Source organism: Bacillus timonensis (genome assembly GCF_000285535.1).
In the GTDB taxonomy this organism is placed as follows: Bacteria; Bacillota; Bacilli; order Bacillales; family Bacillaceae_L; genus Ferdinandcohnia; species Ferdinandcohnia timonensis.
Map to the genome: position 1 here is coordinate 165871 of NZ_HE610988.1, position 13765 is coordinate 179635.

The 13765-nt window shown below is 36.9% G+C and carries 16 protein-coding genes; all 16 read right to left on the reverse strand.

What is annotated here, in order from left to right; translation table 11 throughout:
* Positions 1–57: 57 nt before the first annotated feature.
* The 16 genes from BTHG_RS26375 to ruvX all read right to left on the reverse strand — a co-directional run bounded on the left by BTHG_RS26375 (position 58) and on the right by ruvX (position 13765).
* Entirely contained in the window at positions 58–198 is a 141-nt protein-coding gene (locus tag BTHG_RS26375) for a YrzI family small protein (protein WP_010678213.1), read from the reverse strand.
* 364 nt (positions 199–562) lie between these two features.
* A complete protein-coding gene (locus BTHG_RS18450; RefSeq protein WP_010678214.1) occupies positions 563–793 on the reverse strand; it encodes a YrhC family protein in 231 nt (76 codons plus the stop codon).
* A 139-nt stretch (positions 794–932) separates the two neighbouring features.
* Positions 933–2066: a bifunctional cystathionine gamma-lyase/homocysteine desulfhydrase gene (locus BTHG_RS18455; RefSeq protein ID WP_010678215.1), complete on the reverse strand. Its 1134-nt coding sequence runs from the start codon at positions 2064–2066 to the stop codon at positions 933–935.
* Positions 2067–2068: 2 nt separating this feature from the next.
* A complete protein-coding gene (locus tag BTHG_RS18460; RefSeq protein WP_010678216.1) occupies positions 2069–2992 on the reverse strand; it encodes a PLP-dependent cysteine synthase family protein in 924 nt (307 codons plus the stop codon).
* A gap of 199 nt (positions 2993–3191) precedes the next feature.
* Positions 3192–3896, reverse strand: coding sequence for a 5'-methylthioadenosine/S-adenosylhomocysteine nucleosidase (gene mtnN, locus BTHG_RS18465; protein WP_010678217.1), 705 nt, complete (start codon positions 3894–3896; stop codon positions 3192–3194).
* Positions 3897–3917: 21 nt separating this feature from the next.
* Positions 3918–4562, reverse strand: a complete 645-nt coding sequence (locus tag BTHG_RS18470) for a class I SAM-dependent methyltransferase (RefSeq protein ID WP_010678218.1) — start codon at positions 4560–4562, stop codon at positions 3918–3920.
* Positions 4563–4714: 152 nt separating this feature from the next.
* Positions 4715–5452, reverse strand: coding sequence for a YrrS family protein (locus tag BTHG_RS25385; RefSeq protein ID WP_010678219.1), 738 nt, complete (start codon positions 5450–5452; stop codon positions 4715–4717).
* Between the two features lie 87 nt (positions 5453–5539).
* Positions 5540–7318: a peptidoglycan D,D-transpeptidase FtsI family protein gene (locus tag BTHG_RS18480; protein WP_010678220.1), complete on the reverse strand. Its 1779-nt coding sequence runs from the start codon at positions 7316–7318 to the stop codon at positions 5540–5542.
* 92 nt (positions 7319–7410) lie between these two features.
* Complete coding sequence (gene greA, locus BTHG_RS18485; protein ID WP_087947082.1) at positions 7411–7887, reverse strand: transcription elongation factor GreA; 477 nt, start codon at positions 7885–7887, stop codon at positions 7411–7413.
* Between the two features lie 177 nt (positions 7888–8064).
* A complete protein-coding gene (udk, locus tag BTHG_RS18490) occupies positions 8065–8700 on the reverse strand; it encodes a uridine kinase (RefSeq protein ID WP_010678222.1) in 636 nt (211 codons plus the stop codon).
* Position 8701: 1 nt separating this feature from the next.
* Positions 8702–9979, reverse strand: coding sequence for a peptidase U32 family protein (locus BTHG_RS18495; RefSeq protein ID WP_010678223.1), 1278 nt, complete (start codon positions 9977–9979; stop codon positions 8702–8704).
* A 26-nt stretch (positions 9980–10005) separates the two neighbouring features.
* On the reverse strand, positions 10006–10935 hold the full coding sequence (locus BTHG_RS18500; RefSeq protein WP_010678224.1) for a peptidase U32 family protein: 930 nt from the start codon (positions 10933–10935) through the stop codon (positions 10006–10008).
* Positions 10932–11582, reverse strand: coding sequence for an O-methyltransferase (locus BTHG_RS18505; RefSeq protein WP_010678225.1), 651 nt, complete (start codon positions 11580–11582; stop codon positions 10932–10934). Before BTHG_RS18505 ends, BTHG_RS18500 begins: the two co-directional genes overlap by 4 nt.
* 147 nt (positions 11583–11729) lie before the next feature.
* The gene (gene mltG, locus BTHG_RS18510; RefSeq protein WP_010678226.1) at positions 11730–12863 is read right to left on the reverse strand and encodes an endolytic transglycosylase MltG; all 1134 of its coding nucleotides are present in this window, start codon (positions 12861–12863) and stop codon (positions 11730–11732) included.
* Between the two features lie 183 nt (positions 12864–13046).
* On the reverse strand, positions 13047–13334 hold the full coding sequence (locus BTHG_RS18515) for a DUF1292 domain-containing protein (protein WP_010678227.1): 288 nt from the start codon (positions 13332–13334) through the stop codon (positions 13047–13049).
* Between the two features lie 14 nt (positions 13335–13348).
* Positions 13349–13765: a Holliday junction resolvase RuvX gene (gene ruvX / locus BTHG_RS18520; protein ID WP_010678228.1), complete on the reverse strand. Its 417-nt coding sequence runs from the start codon at positions 13763–13765 to the stop codon at positions 13349–13351.

Genomic DNA, 13765 nt, shown 5'->3' on the forward strand with positions numbered 1-13765 from the left:
ATCGGACAACTTTTCATTAACATATTCATTCCCCTTTCATTATTTTTTTGTTGTTGATTAAAATAAGCGAATCATTGAATACTGGCGATCCTTCATTTCTTCCATAAGCTTATTTACTCTTTGCTCACGTTCATACTCTTCGATTGATTTTTGTCGTTTTGAAATCGAGATAGTTAAAAAGAATAGATTGATGGTCATCATTTACCACCTCCTTTTTTGGGTATATTTCATTGATTTGTAGGAAAAAAAGACACAAAAACGCCACAGGCATACTAGTCCTGTGGCGTAAAAAAGGCATAATAAAGCCACAGGTAAACTATTCCACCTGTGGCATAATTAACATATCTTTAAAAGATTAGAAATTAATCACCGGTTTGGTCGAATAGATTGTTCCATATGAAATTTTTGAATTTGTCATGCCAATTGTTAATTTGATCATTTTACTCGACCTCCTTTGTCATTAATTTTTTCCTACTGTGGTAATTATAACCAATATAGCTATGAATGTAAACACTTTTTTTGTAAAAAAAATCCTTCTCTCAACAATGTAGGAGAAGGTCAATTATTCTTCAATTTGTTTTTTGTATTTAATGGCTAGTACAAAAAATGTAAAAGACAAGCTTAAAAAAATGAGAGTTGAACCCATCATTGTATATATTTGAAACGAAGAGTGTTCCTCGGGTATGATAATACCAATATACATAAAGGAACTTAATACAAGAAGAATGTATCCGAAACTTGTATAATCTGCGATTTTACTACGAATGTTTTTCGTTTGTTTATTTTGTTCCATTTTCCAGTCACCTACCAAACTAGTAAACTTACACCCTATGATAACATACTTAGAAAGCCTATATAGGATGTAAAATTTAGCAGTTTTTTGGGCGAATGAAATAAGTAAACCTCTAGCTTAAACGGCTAGAGGTTATACTTTATTGTAAACTTTGTTCAAGGTCTTCGATTAAGTCCTCAACATCTTCTAATCCTACTGATATCCGAACTAATCCGTCACCAATACCTAGTTCTGCACGACGATCTTTTGGAATAGAGGCATGTGTCATCTTAGCTGGTACTGAGATCAAACTTTCAACTGCGCCTAAGCTTTCCGCCAATGTGAAGTATTTAACCTTGCTTAGCAACTTATCGGCATTCTCAGCACTCCCAACATCAAAGGATACCATCCCACCAAAGCCTTTTGCTTGTTCCTTCGCGATGGCATGATTCGGATGTGTTTCAATTCCAGGATAGAACACCTTTTTAACAGCCGGATGATTTTGTAGGAACTCCACAATCTTATGTGTATTTTCTTCATGCTCTTCCATCCGAACTCCAAGTGTACGGATTCCTCGAATCAATAACCAAGAATCCTGAGGACCAAGTACCCCACCAGTTGAGTTTTGAACAAAATGTAAATCCTCACCTAGTTTTCCTGAATTCACGACAACCAGACCAGCTACTACATCACTATGACCACCAATATATTTTGTTGCACTGTGTAGGACAATATCAGCACCAAGAGCAATAGGAGTTTGCCAATATGGAGTGCTAAAGGTGTTATCAACGATTGTTAACAAATTGTGCTGTTTTGCAATTTCTGAAGCACCTTTTATATCTGTAATTTTCAATAAAGGATTTGTAGGTGATTCAATGTAAATCGCTTTTGTATTTTCACGAATTTCTCCTTCAATGTTGTTTAGGTCGCTTGTATCAACAAATGTTGAATCAATTCCTAAGCGGTTTAGAACTTTTGTCATTACACGATAGGTGCCACCATAAACATCATCGGTTAAAATAACATGGTCCCCACTATTAAACAACATCATTACAGCTGTGATAGCAGCCATACCTGAACCAAAGGCAAAGCCTCTTTCGCCACCTTCAATATCTTTGATTAATTCTTCAAGGGCATGTCTTGTTGGATTTCCAGTTCGTGAATATTCATAGCCCTTAAAGTTTCCGATTCCTTCTTGTTTATAGGTGCTAACTTGATATATTGGTGTATTAACTGCACCTGTCTGTGGATCCTCGCCAACTCCCCCATGAATAAGCAACGTTTTACGTTTCATCTCTACATCCCACCTTCATATATTTTTTTACTTAAATAGCGTTCACTACTGTCAGGAAAAATGACTAAAATATGTGATCCTGATTTTGCCTGTTCTGCTTCTAAGAGGGCAGCGTGCAAGGCTGCTCCTGAAGAACTACCGACAAGAAGTCCCTCCGTACGTGCTATTTCTTTCACTCGACGGAATGCATTCTCATCCGATACAGTGTGAATGGAATCAAAATAAGAAATATCCATGTATCCTGGAAGAAATTCCATTCCAATCCCTTCTGTTTTATGAGGACCTGATTCTCCTCCGTTTAAAATAGATCCTTCTGGCTCTACAATGACCGTTTTAATGGAGCTATTCATTTCCTTTAAATACTTTGCTGTTCCCATGAAAGTTCCACCTGTCCCCGCTCCAGCAACAAAAAGATCAATTTGACCCTCAAGCTGACGCCAAATTTCAGGTCCAATCGTCTTATAATAGGTTTCTGGGTTTGCTGGGTTTGCAAATTGCTGTGGACAATAGGAATTTGGAATTTCAGTAAGAAGTTCTTTTGCCTTCTCAATCGCTCCCGTCATCCCCGCCTCTGTAGGCGTATTGATGACTGTTGCACCTAATGCCCTCATCAATTCTTGTTTTTCAATCGAAAACTTCTCTGGCACACAAAGAATGACATTAATATTACGGTTGATTGCTGCAAGAGCAAGTCCAATTCCCGTATTGCCAGCGGTAGGCTCAATAATCGTTCCCCCTTCAGTTAACTCACCTGTTGCAATAGCGTGCTGAAGAAGTTCGACTCCTAAGCGATCCTTAATACTACCGCCAGGATTAAAGAATTCGAGCTTTGCAAAAAGACGAACACCATTAGGTAATGGAAATTTCGTAATCTCCACTATTGGAGTATTTCCAATAAGCTCGTGGACATTTTGATACACTTGCATGACAATATCACTCCTAATCAAATTCGCCTTGGCGAAGTTGCGCCCAGATTTTTAGGCCCACACGAGGTGGGTCACAAAGACGTTGCCACAGGAAGTGGCGCTCTTAGTCTTTGATCCTACGCTCGAAAGTTTCCTTTGAAAATCTGTAGCATCCGCCGGAGGCGTAACTTTATTCAGCAAGGGACTCTTGCGAATAAAGTTACAAGGACTTATTTATTTGTTCCACCATTTTTTCAACTAAGTCTGATGAATGTAAGGCCGCAGTATCCAGGAATTGGTCAAATGATACATTAGATTCTTTACCTGCGATATCTGACAAGGCACGAATAACTACAAATGGGACTTCGAATTGATGACATACTTGAGCCACAGCTGCAGCTTCCATCTCTACTGCATATAAATCACCGAATTTTTGACTAATAAATGAAACTCTCTCCGGATCATTCATGAAAGAATCACCCGTTGCGATTAAACCTGTCACAACTTGTATATCTGTGATTCCTTCCGCACTTTTTTTAGCCAATTCAATCAGCTTTTCATCTGCTTTAAATGCTGCTGGCAATCCAGGAACTTGCCCATATTCATAGTCAAATGCAGTTACATCAACATCATGGTGTCTTACTTCAGATGAAATGACAATGTCCCCCACATTAAGGGTTTTTAAATAACCGCCTGCAGACCCCGTATTTATTACGTAGTCTGGTTTAAATTGAGATAATAAGATGGTTGTAGAAATCGCTGCATTGACCTTACCAATACCAGACTTTAATAAAATTACGTCAAAGCCATTAAGTGTTCCAGTGTAAAAGACACTACCTGCTACTGTGATTTCCTGTCTATTTTCAATTTTTGCTCGTAGAATTGTTACTTCTTCATCCATTGCTCCAATAATTGCTATCTTCATAAGTACGTGTCACCTTTCGTTTTACTGTTTCGTCGCCTCCATTACCCATACAAAATGATTAAAACGCGTGAATTCTACTGTAAACCCTTGTTGATTCGCAATAGTTCGCAAAACGGGAATGGTTGTGTAATATTCCGTTTCTAAATCGGTTGCTAGGTTAAGAAAGCCTTTTTGTTTTGCGGATTGGATCGTCATTGTATATTCTTGTTTATTCTCGAACATTGTATCCGCAAACACTATTTTACCACCTTTTTCTAGCATGTTGCTATACTGGAAAAATGCTTCGGTTTTCTCACGATCAGTTAAGTGGTGAAACGCATACGTACTTACAATTGTATCAATCTGTTCAGCAGGTTGTCTGAAGGTAAGAAAGTCACCATCGTCAATTGTTAGAGAATAGTTATGAAGTTTTTCTAATGCAATTTCTCGCATTGGTTTTGAAGGTTCTACTCCAAAAACTTTCTTATTTTTATTTAGCAATTTTTGAGTGAGGTTACCTGTTCCCACTCCAAATTCCAAAACAGTGAGGCCAGATTTCTGTACGACATCATTTAAAATGTCATCATATCGTGAAAAGACTTCCTTATATTCGACATCATGACCTAATACAGTTGAGTCATAATCTTTAGCCCATCCCTCAAATACATCTAAAAACTCTCGCCCCATTTTCCTCACTCTCCGTAAATTTATATTATTCCTATAGATATACTATGAATTAAAAAATGAACTGTTCTAAATTTAACACAATCATTTGTATTTTTCAATAATCACGGATAAAAATAAGCACAAAAAAAACGCAGGATTTCCCTACGTATGTTTTACTCATCAGCTTCATTCTCGTCTGGTTCATTATTATTGTAGTTTTTGTATGTTTCACTGTCATTTTCTTTTAATTCTTCAATTTTTGTTGGTTTCCATCCTTCGTTAGGAACCCAATCTAAGTAAACTTTAACTACTTGTTTCGTTGTTTTCGATGAAACAGTTGCAGTGATTGAGTTTCCACCATTTCTTCCTAGCCACCATACAACCATATCTGATCGATCAAAACCAGTGGCATAACTTGCTGCCATTTCCATTTCATTGCGGTCTGCAGAATCAGATTGAAAACTAGTTGTATGTGGTTCGGCTTGTTCAGTACCAATTGGTTTCCATGTGGGATTGACAATTGTTTTCACAATATTTGATTCAGGATCACCTTCGGTTACAACCGTATTCTCATCAGATTCTGTTGCCTTTTGATCGTCTTTATTTTCCTGGTTTGTTTCCTTCTTCCCTTGTTCATCTGTTGTTTTGTCAGTATCTTCTTCTGATTCTTTCGCTTTATCCTCTGAATCATCCTGAGTGGCTTTTCCCTCATTGCTCGCTGGCTGATTTGTTTGATTTGAAGATACAGATTCATCTACATTTTTATCTCCAAAAATAAGCTTGCCACCAAAAAAGACAATCAAAACAATTACTAGGATAATTAAAATATTTAAAACACGATTTACCTTTTTTCGTTTCGCTCTTCTTTCCGATCGAGGTCCATCATATAGTTTGTCTACATCATACCCCATTTTATAGTACCTCCTAAAAAACGACTATTACTGTATAGACTATCTTCTTATTTTAGCATGTGTTATGAAAAGGTTGAAGATATTTCTTTATCTGTCGTCAGTTTTGGTACCTTTTTCCTGCTCTAGTTGATATATTCCTTGAACAATCTCATAAAATACGGCATTGGCTACAGACTTTGAGCCCGGTTGCTCCAAATCCACAACAACGAGTGCATACTTCGGTTTTTCAAATGGGAAATATCCAGCAAACCATTTATTCACAAGAACTCCATCTCCTTGTTTTTTCCCTGTTTCGGCAGTTCCTGATTTCCCTGCCACTTCATAAGGTAAATCCGCAAATCTTTTTCCAGTCCCAGATGTTACAACTCCTCTTAATAATTCTTGTAGTCTGCTTGCAGTATAAGGTGCTATTATCGGACCTTTCATATCCTGTTTTGAAAAAGAAAATAAGGTTGTTCCATTTTTATATAACACATCACTCACGGTTCGAACTTCCTTTTTTGAACCCCCCCGGGCAATTGTTGCCATCATATTTACAATTCCTAAAGGTGTTACCCTTACATCCTTTTGACCTATGGCAGTTTGTGCGACCGCTTTCGCTACCTGTTTATCTCGCTCATCAGCCCAGATACGACCATTGTATTCATTTGGAAGCTGCTTGAAATCTTGAAAACGAAAGACATCCCCATTCCAGCCAACAGGTCCAAGCAAACCAAGCATCTCGGAATATTTTTCAATCACATCTTGGTCGTTTTTTAGTAATTCTTGTGCAATTGTTGCGAAAGTGTAATTACAACTTTTAGCAAAGCTGTCGTGGAAGTTTAGCATTCCATGCGGATATTCAGCTGGCCCTTCCCCATATAAGTCTTGATCACAATTATACATTTTGTCGTTTGAAATTTGCTGATTTTCAATCGCAGCTGCTGCGATTACCGTTTTAAAAACCGAACCAGGAAACTGTGGCATAATCATTTGATTTTCAGCAGATCCATCTCCAAATGGATTAGCAGAATTAATATCTGGTTTACTAACCATTGCAAGTAAATCATTGGACTCTACATCAAGAAGAACAATGCCTCCTTTTTTCAAATCATTCTTATCCAATATGTCTTCTGCCAATAACTGAATCTCCTTATCAAGGGTTGTTTGAATCGCCACTGGATAATATGGATTGGCTGGTGCTGTATACTTAACATCAATACCGAATAGTGGTCCTCCGTCACCCGCAACATGGTATAAAAGTTTAGCCTCTCCTTCTGGCAAGAGAAATTCATCGAACGTAGATTGTAAACCCGATATTCCTAATTTCGTATTCTTAGGCAAATATGTTTTTTCAGGATAGCGTTTCTGAAACAGTTCTCGATTTTCACGGATTAATCCAATTAAATGTTCTGCAATATCACTATCAAGCTCATATTGACGATGTACAGCGAAAACACCTGGGATTTGGAGGTTATTGATTTTATTCATTTGTGATTCAGTTAATTCTATGGGTCTGTCTCCACCAACGATAACAGGCTTTTTCGCATTTTTAATTTCATTTTTCAATTTAGTTGCAGGTAAATTTACGATTTCTGCTACATCTTCAGCAGGCCATTCTATATTTTTTAAAAAGGGAAACAAAACAAGAGTTGGATAATATTCATGAGTCAAAGCTTTTTTATTGCGGTCAATAAATCTTCCACGACCTTGGTCAATTACAAGTTCTTGCGTTCGTTGTGATACACTCGCTTCAATTAGATTGACATCTCGATTTGTAAAAGATTCTGTGCTTACTAATTGCAATTGTATCAATCTACCGATTAATCCAGTTAAAACGAATAAAATAAGTATTAAGATTATAAAAGCACGTCTTTTTATCACCATAGAAAAACACCTCGTCTACAGTTTCGACGAGGTGTCATAATATTTATACATATTTAGATGCTATTTAAAAGAAGACTGCGAAAACGACAAAACTAGTCAATTTTTGTAATTTCAACTAGCATCTCTCCACCAGGAGTTTGAACCGTTACTCTGTCTCCAACATTTTTTCCAAGAAGACTTTTTGCAATTGGAGAATCGTTTGAAATTTTACCTTCAAAAGGATCAGCCTCTGCACTACCTACAATTGTATATGTTTCTTCTTCTCCATCGGGAAGCTCAATAAAAGTTACAGATTTTCCTAATGAAACCTTACCCGCACTATTAACATCTTCTTCAATAATTTTCGCATTACGAATCATATTTTCAATAGTGGTAATACGACCTTCCACAAATGCTTGTTCGTCCTTCGCTGAATCATACTCTGAGTTCTCAGAAAGATCTCCAAAGCTTCTAGCAATTTTAATACGCTCTACTACTTCCTTACGTTTAACAGTCTTTAGATGTTCTAATTCCTGCTCTAATTTTTGCTTTCCTTCTAATGTCATTGGAAATACTTTCTCTACCATAATCCCTTCACTCCTTGTAGTCGTTACAATCCCCCTGTGATTGCTCTAAAATCGTTTTCAGTATGTAGTACGATTTGTTTTCTTTTTTGTTATAGTAAGGAAAGGAATGGTAGGTAATTTCTACCATCCCTTTCCTTATAAATTTTGTACTATCATAACACCGTTTTCTCTGTAATGTTATTACAAAATGACATTTTGTTCAAGAATTGTTTGAATTTTTGTTACCATTAAGTCAATTGCAACGTGATTTTGTCCACCTTCGGGGATAATAATGTCCGCATATCGTTTCGTTGGTTCAACAAATTGATTGTGCATGGGACGAACCACTGTTTCATATTGCTCAATCACGGATTCTAATGTACGGCCACGGTCTTTAATATCTCGCAGCATTCTACGAATAATTCGGATATCAGCATCTGTGTCAACAAATAGCTTAATATCCATTAAATCGCGCAATCTTTCATCCTCCAGAACAAGAATTCCCTCTAAAATGATTACATCCTTTGGTTCAACATGAATAACATCAGAAGACCTTGTATGAAATTTATAGTCATAAACTGGTTTACTTATACCTTGGTATTCAAGAAGATTTTTAATATGTTCTATGAGTAAATCATTATCAAAGGCTAAAGGATGGTCATAATTTGTATTTAATCTTTCTTCAAATGGCATGTGACTTTGATCTTTATAATAAGAATCCTGTTCAATCATCATGATTGAATGGCCCCTAAAATGCTCATAAATGGCTTTTGACACACTTGTTTTACCAGATCCTGAGCCTCCAGCAATGCCAATGACAATTGGCTTTTTGCTCATCTTACTTCCCCTTTCGCATCATGTTGTTCGGATATACAGGCTTGTTCACTTTAAACGAAACAACCTGCAATGGGTGTTTTGCAGCCTCTATCTCGTTTCCGTCCTCATCCCAAATGGTTTCAACTGTTTGTGTAAAGTTTTCAATTTCTGGGCCGAAAAATTCTATCTGGTCTCCCTTTTTAAAGTAATTACGCTGCTGCAATGTTACAATTCCGCACTTCTTATCATAGTCTAACACTAGACCAGCAAAATCATAAGTTGTTTTTTTGCTATGTGTGCCATACATTTGTTCATTAACACCAGGAACCCCTTCAAAAAAGGCAGGAGCAGTCTCACGATTTGCACATTTATCTAGTTCCTTAAGCCACTCTTCCTTTATAACAAAATTGTCTGGATCAGCACTATATGCATCTATTACTTGACGATACACACTTACAACTGTTGCAATATAATGAATTGATTTCATTCGACCTTCAATTTTTAAACTGTCAATTCCCATTTCAATCATGCGGGGAATCGATTCAATGAGTTTTAAATCTTTTGGACTCATTGCAAATGGTGAATCTTTTTCGCCAAAAAGAGCCACTTCGTTTTCATCTTCATCCAGTTTAAACAAATTATAATCCCATCTACACGATTGACAGCAGCCACCACGGTTGGAATCTCGAGCTGTCATATGATTACTTAGAGTACAGCGTCCAGAATAGGCGATACACATTGCACCATGTACAAATGTTTCAATTTCGATATCGACTTTTTCCTTCATCTCCTGAATTTCTTCAGCACTTGTTTCACGGGCTAGGACAACACGCTCTAATCCTTCTTCTTTCCAAAATTGTACAGCCTTCCAGTTAGAAAGAGATTGTTGTGTGCTTAAGTGAACTTCCATTTTCGGGGCTACCCGTTTACATGTTTCAATAATAAGTGGATCTGCTACGATGATACCCGCTACTCCAGCTTTTTCAAGACCCTGTAAGTATTCATCTATACCATCGATGTTTTCATTATGTGCATAGATGTTTGTAGTAACATAAATTTTGGCACCATATTGATTCGCAAATTCTACACCCTCTGCGATTTCCTCAAGTGTAAAATTATCAGCATTTGATCTAAGTCCATATTCTTGGCCACCGATAAATACTGCGTCCGCCCCATAGTGAACAGCAATTTTTAATTTTTCAAGGTTACCTGCAGGTGCAAGCAATTCTGGTTTTTTAACGATTACACGCTTGCCATCTACTATTTTTGAAATAGGTTCTCTCCCAACTGCTGTTGACATGCATATTCCTCCTTCACTTTTGTGGATCAATAGACCGTTTCTTTAAAATAGAAGCCTGTGTCAAGTGGGCGATTAATTGGTTGAAGTTCTTCCAGTTGTTCTAATAGTTCATCCTTGATATCTTCATATTCATCACGATTTTCAACACATAAGTCAATTGCTTTTCGATAAATTTTCGTCGTCTCAAGGAGATAGTTTGATGATTTTAAAATCCCCTCAATTTTAAAGCTATCAACACCTGCATCTATCATTTCTTCCAATTCATCGATAATACAAACGTCATTCGGGCTCATGATATGAGTACCATTTTCGTCTTCAAAAATTGGGTACTTATTGCCACGCTCTTTATCAAATAAAAACATATCTTTTTCTTTTTTACGATTTTCAATTTCCATGACATTACCTTGGTATTCAAAATAGTTACCTACCAAAGAACGCTTTGATTGGAACATACACATCATTCCATGTACTTGAACTTCAATTTCAACATCCGCGTTTTCTTTGATCTCAACGATTGCATCCATATTAAGTTCACGAGCAAGGACAGCACGCTTTGCACCTTTTCTGCCCCAATAATTACATGTATACCAGTTTGTTGCAGTCGTCTCGGTATTCCAGTGAAGTTTCATCTCTGGAGCAACCTCACGAACCGACATTAGTACGGCCGGGTCTCCAAAAACAATTGCATCAACATTGCTATCTCGTAAATAAGCTACATAGTCCCCTAACTCAGGAACCTTTTCATTATGGAATAGCGCGTTCATCGCTACATAAATTTTTGCATCATGAGCATGAGCAATTTTAACCGCTTTTGCAATGTCTTCACGATTAAATTCACCAGCAAGACGCAAACCGTATCTCTGTTCACCAATAATAAAAGCTGTTGCACCAGCATTAATCAATGGTTCAATATCTTCTACACATGTAGGCGTGACCAGAAGTTCTGGTTTTTTCATTCCTTAACACCTCTTTTTTTACTTAATGCAACTCCATCCCCAACAGGTAAGATGGTCGTTTGATAATCAGGGTGCTTGATGAGCCACTCGTTATATGATTTAATTTTTGTTACTAAATTTCGGATTCTTTTACTTTCAATTTGTTCCTCTGCCACAAGCCCTTTAAATAGTACATTATCAGTCACAATTAAGCCATCCTTTGAAAGGCATTTTTCATAGATGTCAAAAAAATGTCGATATTGGCCTTTAGCTGCATCAATAAAAATGCAGTCAAATTCTCCGTGATTCTTTACTTCATCAAAAACCTCAAGAGCATCTCCAAAAATCACATGTATTTGGGAGCTAGTCCCAGTTCGTTCAATATTTTCAAGAGCTTTTTCGTATCGTTCCTGATCTCTCTCAATTGTTACGATTTTTGTACCTGGGAGAGCTTGAGCCATCCGAATTGCGGAATAGCCAATTGCAGTTCCGATTTCAAGAATCTGCTTTGGACGAGAAATACGCAAAATTTGAAGCATTGTTTCAATTCCGACAAGCTCCATAATTGGTACGTTATTTTCATGAGCATAATGTTCAATTTCTTCTATGACTTCATCTCTTTTTGGGAGTAGAGCTTCTAAATAATTGGTTATTTTACTTGATAACAAGAAAAAAACCTCCATTTCAGTATGGTGGTATTCGTTGAAATTGCCGTCATTTGTTTTTGTATGATAATAATTTCACCTTTTAACTTGAATTATTTTACCATAAAACAATAGGGAACGCCATATTGGGTTCCCTCAGAAGATTTCATATTATTGATTCGTTATATACTGTGCCTTTTTTGCATTATGTTCATCCAATGTCTTTGAATAATACACTTCCCCTGTTGGAGCAGCTAAGAAGTATAGAAAATCTGTTTCAGCAGGGTTAAGTGCCGCTGATAAGGAAGATTCCCCGGCATTCGCAATTGGTCCTGGAGTTAAGCCTTTCACCTTATATGTATTATATGGTGAATCCTCATCAAGATGATCATAAAGGACGCGTTTCTTATGTTCACCAATTGCATAGAGTACAGTAGGGTCTGTTTGAAGCGGCATTCCCACATCCAAACGATTATAAAACACGCTAGAAATTTTCTCACGGTCTGTTTGCGCTGTTGCTTCTTCCTCTATTAACGAAGCCATTGTTAATAGTTTATGAGTTGAATCGATATATTTATTTCCTTCAAGAAGTCCTGTATATTGTGTTAGGATCTTATCTGTCTGCTCTAGCATGGTTTCAACAAGTACTTCTATAGACGGTTTTTTCTCGTAAAATGGATACGTTGCAGGGAATAAATACCCCTCAAGTGGATGTTTAATATCTTTGTCTAAAATTTCTTCGGTTAAAATGTTTGGATATCTACTGATTAAATCTCTCACATATGTAGAATCGTCTACTTTGTTCATGATTTCTTCTTTTGTATATCCTGTTTGTTCCGCAATAATCGTTGCAATTTCCTCAAGTTGTTTTCCTTCAGGAATCACTAGTTTAAAAGCAGGTTCTCCCATTAGAATTCCAGATTTCAAACTTTTAATAATTTCATCAAAGTTCATTGATTGGTTAAATGAATATTCCCCAGCCTGAAAACCAGATTCATTTTTAAATTTCGTATAATAACGAAAAACCTTTGCATTCTTTACGATATTGTTGTCTTCAAGAATTCGTGCAATTGCTGATGGTGATGAACCAATTGGTATCGTTACTTCGATTGGTTCCTTATTGGTAGGGTCTACTGGCTCAAGCGCTGATTTTATATATAAATAGCCTCCGCCAATTAATCCAGATAAAACTAATAGAATAACACTAAATACGATAAAAACAATTTTACGGATCACTTTGGCTTCACTATGCCGTTCTTGTAGATTCTTTTTATATAAATCCTTTTTCGATTCGTTTTCTGACATATATCGAAAATCCTCCCCTCACTCGAATTATTATACTACATTTTTTTATCTAATTCGTCAATTTTAGGAAGAATTCACTAGAATTTTGTATTTTTTTCTAAAAACTCTGTTTTTTAGGAGTAGTATTCGGGTCTTTTAGAGGATTTTTGGGCAAAAAAAGAAAAAACAGCACAAAGGCTGTTTTTATTCTTCTCCTTCTTCATCAAGGAATGTGTTTAACATTTCTTCGACAAGGTCCCATTCTTCTTCTGTTTCAATCGGTTGAAGTTCTCCATCTTCTCCGTCCTCAGAAGGGCTAAAGCTTGAAGCATGGATTTCAATATCTTCTTCATCCTCGTTATCATCACTTACTGGATAGTAAAGGACATACGATTTTCCAAACTCTTCTGATTCAAATGTAAATAAAACTTCACAAAGAATCTCATTTCCTTGTTCATCAACTACAGTAATTTGCTTTTCACCATGTTCCATATAAATCCACCTCTTTAATTTTTACTATCTAGGTACCCCTGAAGAATCATGACTGCAGCCATTTTGTCGATTACTTGCTTTCGCTTTTTTCGACTTACATCTGCAGATAATAAGACTCGTTCTGCTGCCACAGTTGAGAGACGCTCGTCCCATAATACAATAGGCAACTCGAATTTTTCCTGTACCAAATCTGCATAATGCTGACTAGCCTCGCCACGCGGTCCAATAGTCCCATTCATATTTTTAGGTAATCCAATTACAACAGATTCTACCTCATATTCTTTGATAATCTCACCTAGTCGCTCCAAACCAAACTGCTGTCGTTCCTCGTTTATCTTAATGGTTTCTATGCCTTGAGCAGTCCAGCCCATTTCATCACTGACGGCAACACCGACTGTTTTGGAGCCGACATCTAAGCCGAGAATCCTCAT

Excerpts from the sequence above, each read along its gene's own strand:
- BTHG_RS26375 (WP_010678213.1), bottom strand. The coding sequence starts at position 198 with ATGACCATCAATCTATTCTTTTTAACTATCTCGATTTCAAAACGACAA.
- BTHG_RS18450 (WP_010678214.1), bottom strand. The coding sequence starts at position 793 with ATGGAACAAAATAAACAAACGAAAAACATTCGTAGTAAAATCGCAGAT.
- BTHG_RS18455 (WP_010678215.1), bottom strand. The coding sequence starts at position 2,066 with ATGAAACGTAAAACGTTGCTTATTCATGGGGGAGTTGGCGAGGATCCA.
- BTHG_RS18460 (WP_010678216.1), bottom strand. The coding sequence starts at position 2,992 with ATGCAAGTGTATCAAAATGTCCACGAGCTTATTGGAAATACTCCAATA.
- mtnN (WP_010678217.1), bottom strand. The coding sequence starts at position 3,896 with ATGAAGATAGCAATTATTGGAGCAATGGATGAAGAAGTAACAATTCTA.
- BTHG_RS18470 (WP_010678218.1), bottom strand. The coding sequence starts at position 4,562 with ATGGGGCGAGAGTTTTTAGATGTATTTGAGGGATGGGCTAAAGATTAT.
- BTHG_RS25385 (WP_010678219.1), bottom strand. The coding sequence starts at position 5,452 with ATGGGGTATGATGTAGACAAACTATATGATGGACCTCGATCGGAAAGA.
- BTHG_RS18480 (WP_010678220.1), bottom strand. The coding sequence starts at position 7,318 with ATGGTGATAAAAAGACGTGCTTTTATAATCTTAATACTTATTTTATTC.
- udk (WP_010678222.1), bottom strand. The coding sequence starts at position 8,700 with ATGAGCAAAAAGCCAATTGTCATTGGCATTGCTGGAGGCTCAGGATCT.
- BTHG_RS18495 (WP_010678223.1), bottom strand. The coding sequence starts at position 9,979 with ATGTCAACAGCAGTTGGGAGAGAACCTATTTCAAAAATAGTAGATGGC.
- BTHG_RS18500 (WP_010678224.1), bottom strand. The coding sequence starts at position 10,935 with ATGAAAAAACCAGAACTTCTGGTCACGCCTACATGTGTAGAAGATATT.
- mltG (WP_010678226.1), bottom strand. The coding sequence starts at position 12,863 with ATGTCAGAAAACGAATCGAAAAAGGATTTATATAAAAAGAATCTACAA.
- BTHG_RS18515 (WP_010678227.1), bottom strand. The coding sequence starts at position 13,334 with ATGGAACATGGTGAAAAGCAAATTACTGTAGTTGATGAACAAGGAAAT.
- ruvX (WP_010678228.1), bottom strand. The coding sequence starts at position 13,765 with ATGAGGATTCTCGGCTTAGATGTCGGCTCCAAAACAGTCGGTGTTGCC.